This window comes from Halohasta salina, from assembly GCF_024178165.1.
In the GTDB taxonomy this organism is placed as follows: Archaea; Halobacteriota; Halobacteria; order Halobacteriales; family Haloferacaceae; genus Halohasta; species Halohasta salina.
Window position 1 is genome coordinate 202273 of sequence record NZ_JAMZIE010000004.1, and the last position, 15593, is coordinate 217865.

The 15593-nt window shown below is 65.9% G+C and carries 18 protein-coding genes and 1 tRNA gene; 6 read left to right on the forward strand and 13 right to left on the reverse strand.

All coding sequences use genetic code 11. The annotated features are described in order from the left end of the window. The first annotated feature begins 50 nt into the window (after positions 1 to 50). The 6 genes from NKJ34_RS10855 to NKJ34_RS10880 all read left to right on the forward strand — a co-directional run bounded on the left by NKJ34_RS10855 (position 51) and on the right by NKJ34_RS10880 (position 6381). Entirely contained in the window at positions 51 to 1382 is a 1332-nt protein-coding gene (locus tag NKJ34_RS10855; protein WP_253738321.1) for a glycerate kinase type-2 family protein, read from the forward strand. A 35-nt stretch (positions 1383 to 1417) separates the two neighbouring features. Continuing rightward, positions 1418 to 1603 carry a DUF7576 family protein gene (locus NKJ34_RS10860; RefSeq protein WP_253738322.1) on the forward strand — a complete coding sequence of 62 codons (186 nt, stop codon included), beginning with the start codon at positions 1418 to 1420 and terminating at the stop codon, positions 1601 to 1603. A gap of 90 nt (positions 1604 to 1693) precedes the next feature. Then, the gene (locus NKJ34_RS10865; RefSeq protein WP_253738323.1) at positions 1694 to 2419 is read left to right on the forward strand and encodes a ribosome assembly factor SBDS; all 726 of its coding nucleotides are present in this window, start codon (positions 1694 to 1696) and stop codon (positions 2417 to 2419) included. 99 nt (positions 2420 to 2518) lie between these two features. Continuing rightward, on the forward strand, positions 2519 to 3814 hold the full coding sequence (hflX, locus tag NKJ34_RS10870) for a GTPase HflX (protein WP_253738324.1): 1296 nt from the start codon (positions 2519 to 2521) through the stop codon (positions 3812 to 3814). A gap of 86 nt (positions 3815 to 3900) precedes the next feature. After that, positions 3901 to 5199: a methyl-accepting chemotaxis protein gene (locus NKJ34_RS10875; protein ID WP_253738325.1), complete on the forward strand. Its 1299-nt coding sequence runs from the start codon at positions 3901 to 3903 to the stop codon at positions 5197 to 5199. A 63-nt stretch (positions 5200 to 5262) separates the two neighbouring features. Beyond that, positions 5263 to 6381 (forward strand): CobW family GTP-binding protein, encoded by a 1119-nt coding sequence (locus NKJ34_RS10880; protein ID WP_253738326.1) that lies wholly within the window; start codon positions 5263 to 5265, stop codon positions 6379 to 6381. A gap of 8 nt (positions 6382 to 6389) precedes the next feature. On the opposite strand, the gene NKJ34_RS10885 is transcribed toward NKJ34_RS10880, so the two are convergent. From NKJ34_RS10885 to NKJ34_RS10945, 13 genes are all read right to left on the reverse strand, one after another. Continuing rightward, positions 6390 to 6542 carry a hypothetical protein gene (locus NKJ34_RS10885; RefSeq protein ID WP_253738327.1) on the reverse strand — a complete coding sequence of 51 codons (153 nt, stop codon included), beginning with the start codon at positions 6540 to 6542 and terminating at the stop codon, positions 6390 to 6392. Between the two features lie 332 nt (positions 6543 to 6874). Then, the gene (locus NKJ34_RS10890) at positions 6875 to 8035 is read right to left on the reverse strand and encodes a glutathione-independent formaldehyde dehydrogenase (protein WP_253738382.1); all 1161 of its coding nucleotides are present in this window, start codon (positions 8033 to 8035) and stop codon (positions 6875 to 6877) included. 213 nt (positions 8036 to 8248) lie between these two features. After that, positions 8249 to 8737: a cyclic pyranopterin monophosphate synthase MoaC gene (gene moaC / locus NKJ34_RS10895; RefSeq protein WP_253738328.1), complete on the reverse strand. Its 489-nt coding sequence runs from the start codon at positions 8735 to 8737 to the stop codon at positions 8249 to 8251. Next, a complete protein-coding gene (locus NKJ34_RS10900) occupies positions 8730 to 10169 on the reverse strand; it encodes an NAD(P)H-hydrate dehydratase (protein ID WP_253738329.1) in 1440 nt (479 codons plus the stop codon). The genes moaC and NKJ34_RS10900 overlap by 8 nt, the downstream gene beginning before the upstream one ends. 93 nt (positions 10170 to 10262) lie before the next feature. Next, positions 10263 to 10334, reverse strand: a tRNA-Thr gene (locus NKJ34_RS10905). Between the two features lie 61 nt (positions 10335 to 10395). Then, complete coding sequence (locus NKJ34_RS10910) at positions 10396 to 11061, reverse strand: DUF7114 family protein (protein WP_253738330.1); 666 nt, start codon at positions 11059 to 11061, stop codon at positions 10396 to 10398. A 43-nt stretch (positions 11062 to 11104) separates the two neighbouring features. Next, on the reverse strand, positions 11105 to 11941 hold the full coding sequence (locus tag NKJ34_RS10915) for an NAD+ synthase (RefSeq protein ID WP_253738331.1): 837 nt from the start codon (positions 11939 to 11941) through the stop codon (positions 11105 to 11107). Between the two features lie 143 nt (positions 11942 to 12084). Continuing rightward, positions 12085 to 12525: a CIS5 family contractile injection system inner tube adaptor gene (gene cis5 / locus NKJ34_RS10920; RefSeq protein ID WP_253738332.1), complete on the reverse strand. Its 441-nt coding sequence runs from the start codon at positions 12523 to 12525 to the stop codon at positions 12085 to 12087. A gap of 6 nt (positions 12526 to 12531) precedes the next feature. Then, a complete protein-coding gene (locus NKJ34_RS10925; RefSeq protein WP_253738333.1) occupies positions 12532 to 12741 on the reverse strand; it encodes a DUF6760 family protein in 210 nt (69 codons plus the stop codon). 41 nt (positions 12742 to 12782) lie between these two features. Further along, the gene (locus NKJ34_RS10930; protein WP_253738334.1) at positions 12783 to 13211 is read right to left on the reverse strand and encodes a hypothetical protein; all 429 of its coding nucleotides are present in this window, start codon (positions 13209 to 13211) and stop codon (positions 12783 to 12785) included. Further along, entirely contained in the window at positions 13208 to 13354 is a 147-nt protein-coding gene (locus NKJ34_RS10935; RefSeq protein WP_253738335.1) for a hypothetical protein, read from the reverse strand. The genes NKJ34_RS10930 and NKJ34_RS10935 overlap by 4 nt, the downstream gene beginning before the upstream one ends. Continuing rightward, positions 13351 to 13803, reverse strand: coding sequence for a phage tail protein (locus NKJ34_RS10940; protein ID WP_253738336.1), 453 nt, complete (start codon positions 13801 to 13803; stop codon positions 13351 to 13353). The genes NKJ34_RS10935 and NKJ34_RS10940 overlap by 4 nt, the downstream gene beginning before the upstream one ends. Before the next feature lie 28 nt (positions 13804 to 13831). Next, entirely contained in the window at positions 13832 to 15541 is a 1710-nt protein-coding gene (locus NKJ34_RS10945) for a phage tail sheath subtilisin-like domain-containing protein (protein ID WP_253738337.1), read from the reverse strand. Positions 15542 to 15593: the final 52 nt, after the last annotated feature.

Genomic DNA, 15593 nt, shown 5'->3' on the forward strand with positions numbered 1-15593 from the left:
CGCGCCGATCCGGAACCCACTATTTTGTAGCCGGCTACGGAACGACCGCTATGATCGACCAGCGCGAGGAACTCGAACGGTCGGCGGCACACAGGGTGGCCCTCGATGCGCTCACCGCGGGCATCGCGGCCGCCGATCCCGCCCGGCTGACGCGGGAGCGCGTCTCCGTCTCGGGGTCGAGACTCTCCGTCGGCGAATCGGCCGTTTCGCTCGACGACTACGAGACCCTCCGCGTCCTCGGCGGCGGGAAGGCTGCCGGCGTCGTCGCCGCCGAGTTGGAGGCGATCCTCGACGACCGACTCGACGGCGGGGTCGTCGTCACGAACGAACCGGTCGACGCCGAACGGGTCGACCAACTGCCGGGTGACCACCCGGTGCCGGGAGCGTCGAGCCTGAAAAGTAGTCGGCGACTACTGTCGGCCGCGCGGGATGCGGGCGAAGAGACGCTGGTGCTGGCGGTGATTACCGGGGGCGGCAGCGCGCTGATGGCGGCTCCCGCCGAGGGGCTGTCGCTGGCGGATCTCCAGTCGACCACCCAGTCGCTGCTCGACAGCGGGGCGACGATCGACGAGATCAACGCCGTCCGCAAACACTGCTCGGCGATCAAGGGCGGGCAGTTGGCCGCGGCGACAGCGCCCGCCCGCGTCGAGTGTCTCCTCGTCAGCGACGTCGTCGGCAACGATCTCGGCACGATCGCCAGCGGACCGTTCGTCGGCGACGCCTCGACCTACGACGAGGCGCTGGCTGTCCTCGACCGCTACGACTGCGATGTACCGCAGGCGGTCCGGCGGCGGATCGAAGCGGGCGCAGCCGGCGAGATCGCGGAGACACCCGGCCCCGACGATCCGGTCTTCGACCGAGTGTCGACCACGATTCTGGGCGACAACGCCGTCGCCCTCGAAGCGGCCGCCGAGGCGGCCCGCGAGGCGGGGTTCGAGCCACTGCTCCTCTCCTCGCGGATCCGCGGCGAGGCCCGGGAGGCCGCCAAAACGGGGATGGCGATCGCCGAAGAAATGCGGGCAACCGGCGAGCCACTCGACCCGCCCGCAGCGGTCGTCTCCGGCGGCGAGACGACCGTGACGGTTCGGGGCGACGGCACCGGCGGACCGAACCAGGAGTTCGCGCTGTCAGCGGCGCTCGAATGCGACGAGTCGGGGGTCGTGGTCGCTGCGATCGACACCGACGGGATCGACGGCCCGACCGACGCCGCCGGGGCGGTTGTCGACTGCGGGACCGTCGAAGACGGGGCGGCGGCCGCGGCGTTGGCCAACAACGACGCCTACAGTGTGCTGGAGGCGGCCGACGCGCTCGTTCGTACCGGACCGACGGGGACGAACGTCAACGACCTGCGGATCGTGGTCGTCCAACCCGACTCCGAGTAGACACCTTAACATACCGAGACCGTTCTCTGTGGAGTATGGTCGATCCCACGTCCGATATTGGTGAAGATGTGACGGAGGACAACGCACCGGAGTGCGAACAGTGTAGCGACAAGATCATCCAGTCGACGAGCCACCGGGTCGTCACGGCGATCGATGAGGGCAAAGCAGTCCACTACCATTTCTGTAGCGACGCCTGCCGCGACGAGTGGCAGGCCGCCTGATCGGGCAGATCGGTCGACTGCGCCGCAGCCGCCGCCGGCCAACAGTGCCTTCGGGGAGAGTTTTTATCACCGGCGGCGCTACGTCCGTGTATGATTTCGCTCGAGGATGCAGTCACCGCGCGGCTCGAATCCCACGGCGCGCGCTTCGAGGTGCTCGTCGACCCGGATGCCGCACTGGCGATCAAACGCGAGGAGTTCGACGGCGAACTGGAGGACGTGATCGCCGCCGAGGACGTCTTCGAGAACGCCTCCCGCGGGGACCGGCCCGCCGAGACCGACCTCGAAGACGTCTTCGGGACGACCGACCCCATGGCGATCATCCCCGAGGTCATCCAGCGGGGAGAGATCCAGATCACCGCCGAGCAGCGCCGCGAGATGCAGGAACAGAAGCGGAAACAGCTGATCAACCGGATCGCGCGCAACGCGGTCAACCCCCAGATGGACGACGCGCCTCACCCGCCCGAGCGCATCGAGCGGGCCCTCGAAGAGGCCGGCTTCCGGATCGACCCGATGGAGCCCGTCGAATCCCAAGTCGACGAGGCCCTCGAAGATCTCCGGCCGGTGATCCCGATCCGGTTCGACGAGGTCACCATCGCGGTCCAACTCCCCGCCGAGTACGCCGGCAGCGCTCAGGCGAAGGTCCGGCAGTACGGCGAGCTCGAACGCGAGGAGTGGCAGGCCGACGGCTCGTGGGTCGGCGTCGTCACCTTCCCCGCGGGGCTCCAAAACGAGTTCTACGATCTGGTCAACGAGGAGACCAGCGGCGAGGCCGAAACGCGGATCATCAAGGACGAAGACGACATCAAAACACGCTGACCCCGAGGGATTCTTCACCGTGGCGCGCCAACCCGACCCATGGATGTGGTTCACGCTGACCATCAGTAGCTGCCGGCCGGCCCACCGGCTGGAGGTGCCATGAAAGCGATCGTCGCCAAACGCGTCGACAGCGGAACGGCCGACCTCTCGGAGCTGCGGGATCTAGCGGCCGCAGCGGGCTACACCGTCGTCGGCGAGCTGACCCAGACGCGCACCGAGGACCCCGCCTACTGTTTCGGCGAGGGGAAAGTTGAAGAGCTGGCCGCACTCGTCGAGGCGGTCGACGCCGACACTGTCGTCATCGACAACGAGGTCGGCCCGTTCCAGATGTTCAACATCGGCCGAACGCTGCCCGAGGAGACCGAGGTGTTGGACCGGTTTACGCTCATCCTCGACATCTTCGGCCAGCGGGCCCAGACTCGGAAGGCCCAGCTCCAAGTGGAACTCGCCGAACTCCGCTACGAGCTGCCGCGGGCGGCGGCCAAAGCAAGCCTCGCCAAACGCGACGAACGCCCCGGGTTCATGGGGCTCGGCGAGTACGACGAGAGCCGCGAGCAGGACATCAAATCCCAGATCGCCAACATCAAAGACGAGCTCGACGCCATCGCCGAGACGGAGGCCAAACGCCGGGACGAACGCAGAGAGTCGGGGTTCGACCTCGTCGCCTTGGCGGGCTACACCAACGCCGGCAAGTCGACGCTGCTCCGCCGGCTGGCGGCGGAACTCGATGTCGACGAGAACGCCGAGAAACACCCGGATCTCGACTCGGTGGCCGAATCCCAAGACATGCTGTTTACGACGCTGGGGACGACCACCCGCCGGGCCGAGTTGGACCGCCGGGAGGTGCTGTTGACCGACACGGTCGGCTTCATCTCCGACCTCCCACACTGGCTCGTCGAGTCCTTCCAGTCGACCCTCGAATCAGTGTACCGGGCGGATCTCGTCCTGTTGGTGGTCGACGCCAGCGAGCCGGTCGCCGAGATGCGCGAGAAACTCGTCACCTCCCACGACACCTTGCACGAACGCAACGAGGCCCCGATCCTCACCGTCTTCAACAAGGTCGACCTGCTGTCGGCGTCGGAACGCGACGAGAAGTGGGCGGCGCTGTCGGGGATCGCTCCCGACCCGATCGCGGTGTCGGGAAAGACCGGTGAAGGCGTCGACACGCTCCGCCGGCGGGTTGAGGCCGAACTCCCCGACTGGGACCACGAGCGCCTGCTGGTGCCGATGGCCGACGAGACGATGAGTCTAGTCTCGTGGATCCACGACCACGCCCACGTCGAGACCGAGTCCTACGAGGCCGATCAGGTACTCTTGGAGTTCGACGCCCGGCCGGCGATCGTCGAGCAAGCCCGCGCGAAGGCCGCCGCACTCAACGCCGCCGAATCGGCCTGAACGCCGCCATCGCTCCCGGCGACGCCACTGCCTCGCCGCGGAATGTCAGGGGTGAATTATTTAATTATTGAATATAGTTGAGGGATATGGCAGCGCTAACGCCGCCGGTGACGGCCGAGGACGAACACGAACGGATGCGACAGGAGCGCGACTACTGGAAATCGTTGTTCGACAGCGTGATCGAGCAGCTGCCGGAGCCGGCAGTCGTGTTGAACGCCGAGGGGGTCGTCACCCACTGGAACGGCGGGATGGCCTCGCTGACGGGCGTCGACACCGAGACGGCGGTCGGGACACACGCTCAAGAGGTCGACGGCGATGGGGAGTTGGCGGCCGCCCGAGCGCTCCGGGAGGCCGGCGCGGTCCGGGACGCCGAGCCGCAGCCGGCGGGCGGCATCGGCGGGCGGCGCTACAGCCGCGGGTTCGCCGGGCCGCTGTACGACGCGGCGGGCGATATCGCCGGCACGGTCGGGATCGCCCCGGATGTCACCGATCTCGTCGACGACAAAGAGGAAGAGGCGGGACAGCTCACGCCGGGGGCGGTCAGGGAGGCCGTCGGAGAGCCGCTCGATTCGCTCGGCGACACCGCCGCGGACGTCGCCGACAGCACCGACGAGATCTCGCGGGCGGCCGACGAGCAGTTCGAGCAGGTCGACGAGATCGCCAGCGAGGTCTCGAACCTCTCGGCGATGATCGAGGAGGTCGCCGCGACCGCCGAAGAGGTCGAACGCGTCAGCGAGACCGCCGAGACGCTGGCGATCGACGGCAAGACCGCCGCCGACGACGCCGAGGTCGTGATCGACGACATCGGCACGGCCGTCGACGACGTCGTCGCCGAGGTCGACCGCCTTCAGGAGCGAGTCGATGAGATCGACGGCATCGCCAACGCGATCAACGACATCGCCGAACAGACCAACATCCTCGCGCTCAACGCCTCGATCGAGGCTGCCCGCGCCGGCGAGGCGGGATCGGGCTTTGCGGTCGTCGCCAACGAGGTCAAGGAGTTGGCCGACCAGACCCAGCAGTACGCCAAGGAGATCGAGACGCAGATCGAGGAGATCCAAGACGACACCGAGGAGACCGTCGCCAGTCTCGACGAGACCACCGACCACGTCGACCGCGGCGTCGACCGGGTTCGGGATGCGATGTCGAACCTCACCGAGATCGTCGAGGCCAACGAGGAGACCGCCCAGGGGATCACCGAGGTCTCCGAGGCGACCGACAATCAGGCCGCCACCGCCGAGGAGATCGCCTCGATGGTCGACGAGATCGTCACGCAGGCCGAACACGTTGCCGACGAGACCGACGACCTCACCCGGCTCAACCGCCAGCAGACCGAGATGATCGCCGAGATCGAGGGCGACATCGCGTCGCTGACCCTGAACTGACCGGGACAGTCATCGATACCGACGGCTCTCTGCTTTTTTGCGGGCTCCAACCGGAGTCGACGCATGACTACCAGCGACGAGCGACCCCCAGTGACAGTGCTCAGCGGCGTGTTGGGTGCGGGCAAAACGACGCTGCTCAACCGCCTGCTGGAACAGCGCCGCTACGAACTCGCGGTCGTCGTCAACGACATGGGCGAGGTCAACGTCGACGCCGACCTGATCGAACGCGAAAACCCCGAGGCCGGCCTCATCGAGCTCTCCAACGGCTGTATCTGCTGTCGGCTGCAGGGCGATCTGGTCGAGGGGATCGTCGATCTCGTCGACCGGCGGGACGTCGACGCGGTCGTGATCGAGGCCTCGGGGATCTCCGAGCCGACGCCGATCGCCCGGCGGCTCACCGAGCCGCCCGAAGATGGACCGGATCCGACCGACGCAGTCCGGCTCGATACGATGGTGACGGTACTCGACGCCTACGGCTTCTGGAAGGAGTTCGACGCGGGGGCGTCGCTGCCGGCCGACGCGACCGACGACGAGCGGCCGCTCGCCGAGGTCCTCGTCCAGTCGGTCGAGTTCTGTGACGTCCTGCTCGTGAATAAATGCGATATGGTCCCCGACGACGTGCTCGACGAGATCACTGAGGTCGTGAGCGAACTCAACCCACGGGCGGAGGTTCGGCGGACCGAGTACGCCGACGTCGACCCCGAGGTCGTGATCGACACCGGCCGCTTCTCGTTCGCGGAGGCCAGCCGGTCGGTCGGCTGGAAGGCCGCACTCCGGGAGGCACGGGCCGGGGCCGACCACGATCACGATGCCAACCACGGGGACCACGGAGGCGAACACGCTGTCGACTCCTTCGTCTACCGCCGTGAGCGGCCGTTCGATCCCGAGGCGCTGGCCGACCGACTCGTCGAGCGGCCTGAGGGAGTAATTCGTGCTAAAGGCGTCTGTTACGTCGTCGGGAGCGACGAGGTGATCGGGATGAACCGCGCCGGTGGGGTGGTACAGGCGGGGTCGATCGGCGAGTGGGGCGACGACGAGCCACGGACCGAACTCGTCTTCATCGGGACCGACATGGATCGGGCGTCGATCGAAGCCGGGCTCGACGACTGTGTGGTCGACGCGGCGTCGGTCGAGGACGGAGTCGAACTGCCGTTTCCGATCGAGTCGACGGGGGCTACCTGAGGGACGTGTTACACTTCGAGTTCGTCACGGAGTTCGTCCCACGACTCGTGGAAGCCGTGAGTCGACTCGGATCGGCCACCGATGGCGTTCTGATAGACATCGTCATATTCGAGGAGGGCCGTCCACCCCTCAGTGAAGCTGTAGGCGCAGTATTTGCACATAGCGACCGGTACGCCGGAGACGCTGTTAGGCGTTTCGCGGACCACGAAACGGAACGTACCCGTTAGCTGAGATTCAGGTTACCGATACAGTCTTATATATGCACCCGAAGACCCGACCAGCCTGCCGGGCAGTCCGGTAGCCGGGCATCCATGAACCAACACCATCCAACAGCCACACTCACCGGCGAATGTCGACACTGCGCGTGGACCACGGTCGAAACGTCGTACGCCAAACTCACGAAAGCATACCAAGACCATCTCCGGGCCGAACACCCAACCGCGTGGCTCCGAGGGTAGCGCATAAATAACTCGGCGGCAAGAAGGTCGGCCGGTTATGGTTCGAGCAGGACCTTCGTCACGCCTTCTTCGCGGTTGTCGAAGGCCTCGTACATCTCCGGGGCCTCGTCGAGGTCGACGCGGTGGGAGACGACCCAACTCGGGTCGGCTTTCCCCGAGATGATCATATCCCGCAGTTCGCGGTTGTACGACTTGACGTTGCACTGGCCGGTGCCCAGTTTGATCCCTTTCTCGAACAGTTTCCCGAAGTCGATCCCGAGTCGACCCTGTGCGGCCATCTCGTCGGGCGCACCGGGGTCCGAGGGCACATAGAGCCCGGGAATGCCGAGCTGTCCAGTCGGTCGAACAACCTGAATTAGCTGGTTGAGGACGACCGCCGGGTTCTCGCGGGCCGGATCGTAGGCGTCGTCGGTCGGATCGGTTTCGGGGTCGATAGCTTGGTAGCCAACGGCGTCGACGCCTTTGTCGACCATCGCGCCGTGGGCGTCTGTGATCTGCTCGACGGGGTCGGCCTCCTCGAAGTTGATTGCCGTCGCATTGCAGTGGTCTTCGGCGAGTTCGAGGCGGCTCGGCACGCGGTCGACGACGTAGATCTCGCTGGCTCCCTGCAGATCCGCGCTGTAGGCGGCCATCAGGCCGACCGGTCCGGCCCCGAAGATGGCGATCGACTCGCCGGGTTCGAGGTTCGCAAGCCGAGTACCGTGCCAGCCGGTCGGGAAGATGTCGGCCAGCAGGGCAAAGGAATCCTCGTGTTCGTCACCCTCCGGGAGCTTCAGCGCGTTGAAATCGGCGTACGGAACGCGGAGTTTCTCGGCCTGTCCACCCTTGTACGGCCCCATTGCAACGTATCCATAGGCACCCCCCGCAAACCCGGGGTTGACGTTGGTACAGAAGCCCGTCTTGCCGTTTTCACAGTTCTGACAGAAGCCACAGGCGACGTTGAAGGGAGCGACGATCCGGTCGCCTTCTTCGAGCGTGCTTACTGCCTCGCCGACTTCGGTCACGACACCCATGTTTTCGTGACCGAAGACGATCCCTTCCTCGGCCGAGGTTCGGCCCTCGTACATGTGCAGGTCCGACCCACAGATACAGCTCGTCGTGATGTCGATCACAACGTCGTTTTCGTGTTCGATCTGCGGTTCGTCGACCTCCTCGATGGCTACATCGTGTGGTCCTTGATAGACCACGGCTTGCATTGACATTTGATAACACCTTCGTCCGCAACAGGGGAGTTCGACGGCCGGTTGTGAATAGTTTTCTTCAATTTATATGATTATAAAATAATGCTGTGCTAACAGACGCAACATATACCATAATGATTAATATACGTATACGAGAGTTGCTAGCCGACTACCGAACAGTCAACAACAACCGGTTCGATCCAGCCGAGACAGCGCCGGCGAGTGGAGCTATAGCTGCCGTTTTCGCTTCTCGACGACGTGTACGTCCTCGATCGCGGTCGACGGATACTGCCCCTCGCTGTTTTTTTCGGCGGCTTTGCACATGTCCCAGACGACGTTCAGACCGGTGGTCACGCCTTGCAGGGCTTCCATCTCGCAGCCGGTTTTGCCAGTGGTCTCGACGGCGACCGTAAGCTCGACCCGATCCTCGCCGAGGTCGAACTCGACGTCGACGTTCGTGATCGGGATCTGGTGGCACATCGGGATCGTCTCCCAGGTGTGTTTGACCGCCTGAATCGCGCCGATCCGCGCAGTCGCCAGCACGTCACCCTTCTCGACTTGGTTGGCGTCGATGGCCTCAATGGTCGAGGGCTCCAGCCGGATCGTCCCCGCCGCGACCGCCCGCCGGCTCGTGTCGGGTTTCGCGCCGACGTCGACCATCTGGACCGACCCCTCGTCGTCGGTGTGGGTGAGTTCCTCGGTCGGGTCCTCACTCATGGGCGATCGCCTCCGGGAGTCGGTCGAGGAGATCGGTCGCCACGAGGCCGTACCCCGTCTCGTCGAAGGCGAGATCGCCGGCTCGGCCGTTGACGTACGCGCCGACGGCGGCGGCCGACCGCGGCTCGCGGCCGACCAGCAGCGCGCCGACGACTCCTGCCAACACGTCGCCGGTGCCGCCGACGGTCATTCCGGGGTTGCCGGTCCGACTGATCCGTGTCTCCTCGCCGTCGCTGATGACGTCGTAGGCACCTTTCACGAGCAGCGTCTGCCCGATCGTGGTGGCGAACTCACTGACCAACGCCGCGCGTCGCTCCCAGTCGTCGGCGGTCTCACCGCCCATCCCGACAAGTTCGCCCTGATGGGGTGTACAGACCAGCGTCGCGTCCGTGTCGACCTCAGGCACCACCGATAGTGCGTCGGCGTCGACCACCGCGCGACCCGCGTAGGCCGACAGGAAGGCCTCGACGGCCGTGAGCGACTCCTCGTGGCTCCCGAGTCCGGGCCCACAGATCACCGCATCCATCCCGGTGGCGAGATCGAGTACGTCGTCGACCGCCGCGGGCGTCAGTCGGTCGCCCTCGAAGGGGTGGACGATCAGGTTCTCGCTGTAGGCCTGAATCCCCGCGGCGACCGATTCGGGACAGGCGACGTGGACCAGATCAACACCGGCTCGGAGGGTGGCCTGCGCCGTGAGGGCGGGTGCGCCGGTGTAGGGGCCGCCACCGATGACGAGGAGTTCGCCGTGGTCGCCCTTGTGGCTCTCGGCGGCGCGGCGTCGACCCTGCAGGTCCCCCGGACCGACGAACAATTCGGCGGCCTCGGGGATCCCGATGTCGGCGACCGTCAGTGCGGTGTCCAGTGATTCGAGGCCGGGTTTGGTGTCGTGGAAGGTGACGACGTGGTCGGCGTCGACCGCCACGCCCGCGGCATCGCCGGTGTCGGCGTCGACCCCCGAGGGGACGTCGACCGCGACGACCGGCGCGTCGGTGGCGTTGATCGCCCGCGCCGCACTCGCTTCGGGCTCGCGGAGCGCGCCGGTGACGCCGGTGCCGAGCATCGCGTCGACGATACAGTCGGCGTCCTCCAGTCGGAGATCGTCGAGTTGGGTGGTGTCGGTGACGGTCGTCGTCCCGAGGGTGGCGGCCTGCAGGGCCGCCCAGTTCTCGCTGGCGATCTCGGTGCCGATGGCGTCGGGTCGACCCAGCAGGGCGACCTCGACGTCGTAGTCGCTGAGGAAGCGCGCGGCGACGAAGGCGTCGCCGCCGTTGTTGCCGCGGCCACAGACGAAGACAACTCGGCTGTCGGGTTCGACTTCCGAGCGGACCACGCGGGCGACGGCGTTGCCGCTGGACTCCATCAACTGCTTGCGTGGGATACCGAGGGCGGCAGCGTTAGCGTCGACGGCCGCCATGCGGTCGGCTGTGATCATAAACGAGGTTGGGCGCCCCGACTGGTTAAAACTCCGTCCCGGAACAGGCTGGCCGAAACGAGCAGTAAAACTGATGAAACAATACTGAGAGAAAGCCTAGGCCGGAATTTGAATCCGGGGTCTCGTCCTTACCAAGGACGCGCTTTACCGCTAAGCTACCCAGGCACGCACTCATTGGTTGTCGGGAGATGTCTTTATGGGTTTCGATTCGCAGGCGGGCGGTTTGCTACCCGTCGCTGGCCGAGGAGGGGAGTCGACCGTCGACTCCTTCGGAGAGTTCGGTCAGCCGGCTCACCGCCGACTCGGGGAGGACGACGCCCGGAGCCGAAAGCGGCTCGCCGTCCTCGCGGGCGAGATCGGCTGCAAACGAGAGGACCTCCGTCGAGGGGTGGGCGTCGACGGCGGTCAGTCCGGCCCGGACCGCCAGTGCGAAGATGTCGGCCTCCAGATTGCGGTCGAGGGTCGCGCCGTCGGCGGCCGGCCGGTCGCGGAGCGTCTGATCGCGGCCGAACGACTGGACGGTCTCGACAGCCGCGGCGGCGGCCTCCGACCGTGCCAGCAGGTAGAACCCCCGGGAGACGAAGACGTCGGCGGCCAGAATGTCGATGTCGGCGTCGATCTCGTCGGTCGTCGTATCGGTCCACGGCTCGTCGTGGGCCAACGACCGGGTGAGCCGGAGCCCTTCGTAGATGAGCTGGACGCCGGCACTCCGCTCGGCCAGCGCCTCCAGATCGACGTCGGGGTCGCTGGCCTGTGCACTCAGGAACACGAGCACGCCGGGGGCCATCGACGCATTCGCAAGCCGGTCGAACAGCACCTCGCGGAGGTGACGGGGCTCGATGTCCGTCACCACCTCCCGTGCTGCAGCCCGCGCCCGCGCGGCAGTATCCATCCCTTCTTGCTAGGATCGGGGCAGTCAAAGACCTTTGGAAACCCTACAGCTCCAGCGGCTCGGGTGCCGGCGGCATCGATCGCTTGTGGGAACTCGTCTCGACCAGCGACTCGACGCGCTCGACGGCCGCCAACGAGATCCCATCGAGGGCCCGCACCGTTGCGGCCGCCGACAGCGGTCCGTCGACGTGGAGCGCGAGAATGGCATCCAACTGGTCGTAGTCGAGGCCTAACTCTGCTTCGTCGGTCTGGCCGGTCCACATCCCGGCGGTCGGCGTCTGCATTACCAGATCGTGGTCGACACCGATGTGGGCCGCAAGTTGGCGGACCTGCTGTTTGTAGAGGTTACCAATGGGGTTGCAGTCGACGGCCTGATCCCCATATTTGGTGAAGTAGCCGGTCATCGCCTCCGCACGGTTGCCGGTCCCCAGCACCACCCGGTTTTCGGCGTTGGCGACGAAGTAGTTCAACACGGCGCGCGTCCGGACGTAGACGTTGCCGGTCGCCATCCGATCGTCGGCCGCCTCGGGGACGGCCTCGAAGAACTGCTCGGCGATCGGCTGGATCTCGATCACGTCGTACTCGATCTCCAACTGTTGGGCGACGCGCTCGGCGTCGCTCATCACCTCGGGATCGTTGACCTCGCTGGGCATGACGAGACCATGCAAGCCGTCGGTCCCGAGGGCCTCGACTGCGAGGTGGGCAGTCGTCGTCGAGTCGATCCCCCCCGAGAGGCCGAGGGTCGCCCCCTCGGCATCGGCGGCGTCGACCGTCTCGCGGATGAACGAGACGAGGTGGTCGCGGGTCCGATCCAGTTCGGGCCCCGACAGCCGGAGATCCAGCGGGGCGTCGGCGGAGAGCACGGCGGCGTCACTGTCCATACGAGTAGCTGGGTCGGGATCGACTAATAGGCTCCTGTCGGGGCGCTGGAGGCTACGTATGTCCAGTTCGGCACGGAAAACGTTGCATCCACTTTCGACTGGAGGGATTGAGAGGCGAAGAACAACCGAAACACACGCGGCAGCTACTCGGGGAGCCCCGAGAGCGTGTCGAACCGTTCGTAGGTGAGTTCGATCGACTCGATGGCCATCCCGTTTGCGCCGCCGGTGAGGTCCGGGCCGCTCCACTTGACCGGGTAGGCGTTGGTGAACTCCCAGCCCCACGCGCTGTCGCCTTTGAATCCGGATTTGAGTTTGAGGACGACCGTTCGCTTCTTGATCGTCCCGCTCATCACCTCATGGAGCCAGTTCCAGAAGGTCGTGTCCTTGGTCAGGCCTCGCTGCAAGACGAGGTTCGCGTGAGCAAACCCGCCGGGAAGCTGGTGGACATGGTCATTGACTCCGCCCTCGCGGTAGGCGACCGTATCGAGTTCCATGGTCAGCCCCGATACCTCGGAAAAACCGGCGACCGGCTGGCCGTCGACTTCGAGTTCGAAGTTGTACTGCGAGTAGGGGTTGTCGACCACTAGCGGTCACCCCTCGAACTCCGGATTGACCAGTTCGATCCCGCCGCCCTCGGTGGAGCCGCCGGTCGACCCGCCGAGCCCGCCGCCGGGCGGGCCGCCGCCGGACTCCCGGTTGCGGCGTTCGTTGATCGTGCTGATCTCCTCACACCAGCGGTGGCGCTCCCAGTGGGGCATCCCCAAGATTTCGTCGTGGCTCCAGTTGAAATGGTAGGCCACGAAGGCGATCTCCTCGTACAGTTCATCGGGATCGTACAGCCTCAGCCCGTCGGATTTCCCAGTTCGGCCCCGTCCATCTCGTCGCCGTCGGCCGCGTCAGCCTCGCCGCCGATCGCGTCCATCCCGGTCGGCTCGATGCCGCCCTCGTTGGGAACGGCCGCCTGTGGGTCGTCGGGGCTATTGATCTGCTCGTAGAGCCCCTGCAAGTACTCCAGATCGGTGACGAACAGCGACTCGATCACCTCGGGGTCGACCGTCTCCAGATCACCGAGTTCGGTGACCACCCGCGACAGCAGGACGACGGTCAGATACGAGGAGTTCGACTGGACGCGGGGATCTTTGAGGGGTTTGATCTCGTCGGCCGCGGTCGCCAGCCGCATCCGGCCCTCCTTGTGGAGGGTGCCCTCGTCGTCGACGTACCCCTGCGGCAGGGTGAACTCGTGTTCGGTCTGAAGCGTCGAGTCGGTCATTGCTCACCCCCCGTGCCGCACTCGACGACGACGCGATCAGGCTGGCGCTGGGCGCGACCCGTATGCAGGTACCCCTCGTCGTCGAGGCGTGCGGTGCCGACGCGGGCCGGCGGCTCCATAGCGAGGCGTGTCGACCCCGTCATACGTCCTTCCGCTCCATCTCGTCGAAGGTGATGACGTAGGTCTCGACGGCGACGTTGTCGCCGCCGCCGGCCCCGGAGTTCAACGATGGCGGCTGGTACTCCTTGGGCCAGGCCTTCGTGAAGTTCCACCGCAGGTGCGATTCGCCCTGTTCGTCCTGGAGGATGACCGCGATCTCCTTGCGGGCCTCGTCGACGTTCCCCTCGACGACGGTCTGCCGCCAGTCGAACATCTCGCTGTTTTCCTGCTTCGAGCCGCGTTCGAGGATCAGGTCGTCGTAGACGGTTTTCCCGCCGAGGGCCCGATCGTGGGTGGGATCGTTGCCCTCGCGGTATTGGACCTGTTCGGTACGCTGGCTGGGGATCTCGACGCGGCGGAAGCCGCCGATCTGGATCCCGTCGAGTTCGATACGAAACCGGTTGGCTCGGAGTGGACCGTGTCTGTCTGGCATTGGTGAGTGTGTAAATCGTTAGGTGTGATCAGGCGTCGGCCGTCCACTGGCCGATTCTGAAGACGACGAACTCGGCTGGCTTCACGGGTGAAATGCCGATCTCGACGATCAGTCGACCGTTGTCGATGTCGTCCTGTGTCATCGTTTCCTCGCCGCATTTGACGTAGAACGCCTCGTCGGCGGTCGACCCCTGGAGGCCGCCGTCGCGCCAGACGGTCGTCAGGAAGTTCTCGACCGACTGCCGGACGCGGGCCCAGAGGTCCTTGTCGTTGGACTCGAAGACCGCCCACTCGGTGCCCTCCTCGATCGACTGCTCGACGTAGAGGAAGAGTCGACGGACGTTGATGTACTTCCAGGAGGGGTCGCTCGACGTAGTGCGGGCACCCCAGAGCTGGATGCCGCGGCCCTGGAAGCTCCGCAGGCAGTTGATCCCCTTCGGGTTCAGGAGGTCCTGTTCGTCTTTGGTGATCTCGTGTTGGAGCGAGACCGCACCGCGAACCGGCTCGTTGGCCGGGGCGGCGTGGACGCCGTGGGTCGCGTCGCTGCGGGCGATGATGCCAGCGACGTGGCCGCCCGGCGGGACGAGCTTCTGGCGGTTGGTGTGGGGGTCCGAAACCTCGATCCACGGGTAGTAGTAGCCCGCATACGAGGAGTCGACCGGCGTCTCCATATCCGAGACCGCACCGGCGACCTGCGGGGCCTGCAGGATCGCAAACCGGTCGCCCTTGTTCTCACAGTGGGCGACGACCGCATCGGTGAGCCCCGTAATATCGTTCTCGTCGGGGACGCAGACCAGCGAGATGTCGTCGTGCTGTTTGAATCCCGCCAGTCCGGTCCGCATGCCGGGCTGGTCGATGCCCTCGTAGTCCGACAGCGACACCTCGTGGCCCTCGGGCTTCGAGGAGAGGTCGGAGGCGACCTCGACGTCGACCGATTTGTCGCCGTCACGAACCGCTTCGAGATCGGCCTTCAGGTCGGCCTTCTTCTGGCTCGTGTCGAGATCGAGCGGCTCGCCGATCTCTTTGAGTTCGGCTTTCTTTTTGTCGTCGAGGTCCGCGGGGATCTCGACGGCCTGCTGGGCGCTGCCACCGTCGGCGGCCGCCCGCGCCGCGCCGGCGGCCGTCGAGAGCCACGTCAGCCCCGCGGTGGGCCGGCCGTCGCCGAGGTACTCGGCGTCGACGAGCACCGAGCCCGCGAGCTGGGACTCGTAGAACTGGCTGGATTCGGGATCGGTCGAGAGGTCCTCGTAGGTCGTCTCGACGTCCGGGGCCGGGTGGGGTTCGTCGGCGGCAGGCTGGTCGACGGCTTCGATATCGGTCGACCAGTAGCGGAGGGTGAGATCGAAGTACTCGCCGTCACCCTCCGAGACGATGGCTGCCACGCTGTTGCCCCAGCCGCCGGGGCCGTTGGCCGAGAGTTCGAGCACCGGCTGGCCGGCGGCGTCGGCCAACTCCGCGGTGGCGACGTCGTCGGGAGCGGCCGCAGTGACACGGCCGACGTAACACCGGCTGCCGCCGTTTTTGAAGTAGCCGTCGACGGCGGCGTCGAGATCCGAGCTGGAGGGGCTCTTGCCGAAAGTGCGTTTGAACTGACCAAAACTCGTGATCAGCGTCGGTTCGACCGGACCGCGCTCGGTCTCGCCGAGGAAGCCGGCAGTGGACGTGCTGGCTCCTTCGACGGATTTGGATCCGGTATCGACTTCCTCTACGTATACGCCTGGGGACTGGTATTCTGGCATCTGTGTATCGTCTGTAGCTGCGATCGAACTGCAGTAGCTGTCCGCAACGGTA

Coding starts and splice junctions, on each gene's coding strand:
- NKJ34_RS10910 (WP_253738330.1), bottom strand. CDS start 11,061: ATGGATACTGCCGCGCGGGCGCGGGCTGCAGCACGGGAGGTGGTGACG.
- NKJ34_RS10875 (WP_253738325.1), top strand. CDS start 3,901: ATGGCAGCGCTAACGCCGCCGGTGACGGCCGAGGACGAACACGAACGG.
- NKJ34_RS10855 (WP_253738321.1), top strand. CDS start 51: ATGATCGACCAGCGCGAGGAACTCGAACGGTCGGCGGCACACAGGGTG.
- NKJ34_RS10900 (WP_253738329.1), bottom strand. CDS start 10,169: ATGATCACAGCCGACCGCATGGCGGCCGTCGACGCTAACGCTGCCGCC.
- NKJ34_RS10940 (WP_253738336.1), bottom strand. CDS start 13,803: ATGCCAGACAGACACGGTCCACTCCGAGCCAACCGGTTTCGTATCGAA.
- hflX (WP_253738324.1), top strand. CDS start 2,519: ATGAAAGCGATCGTCGCCAAACGCGTCGACAGCGGAACGGCCGACCTC.
- NKJ34_RS10935 (WP_253738335.1), bottom strand. CDS start 13,354: ATGACGGGGTCGACACGCCTCGCTATGGAGCCGCCGGCCCGCGTCGGC.
- NKJ34_RS10945 (WP_253738337.1), bottom strand. CDS start 15,541: ATGCCAGAATACCAGTCCCCAGGCGTATACGTAGAGGAAGTCGATACC.
- NKJ34_RS10890 (WP_253738382.1), bottom strand. CDS start 8,035: ATGCAAGCCGTGGTCTATCAAGGACCACACGATGTAGCCATCGAGGAG.
- NKJ34_RS10930 (WP_253738334.1), bottom strand. CDS start 13,211: ATGACCGACTCGACGCTTCAGACCGAACACGAGTTCACCCTGCCGCAG.
- moaC (WP_253738328.1), bottom strand. CDS start 8,737: ATGAGTGAGGACCCGACCGAGGAACTCACCCACACCGACGACGAGGGG.
- NKJ34_RS10865 (WP_253738323.1), top strand. CDS start 1,694: ATGATTTCGCTCGAGGATGCAGTCACCGCGCGGCTCGAATCCCACGGC.
- NKJ34_RS10915 (WP_253738331.1), bottom strand. CDS start 11,941: ATGGACAGTGACGCCGCCGTGCTCTCCGCCGACGCCCCGCTGGATCTC.
- NKJ34_RS10880 (WP_253738326.1), top strand. CDS start 5,263: ATGACTACCAGCGACGAGCGACCCCCAGTGACAGTGCTCAGCGGCGTG.
- NKJ34_RS10885 (WP_253738327.1), bottom strand. CDS start 6,542: ATGTGCAAATACTGCGCCTACAGCTTCACTGAGGGGTGGACGGCCCTC.
- NKJ34_RS10860 (WP_253738322.1), top strand. CDS start 1,418: ATGGTCGATCCCACGTCCGATATTGGTGAAGATGTGACGGAGGACAAC.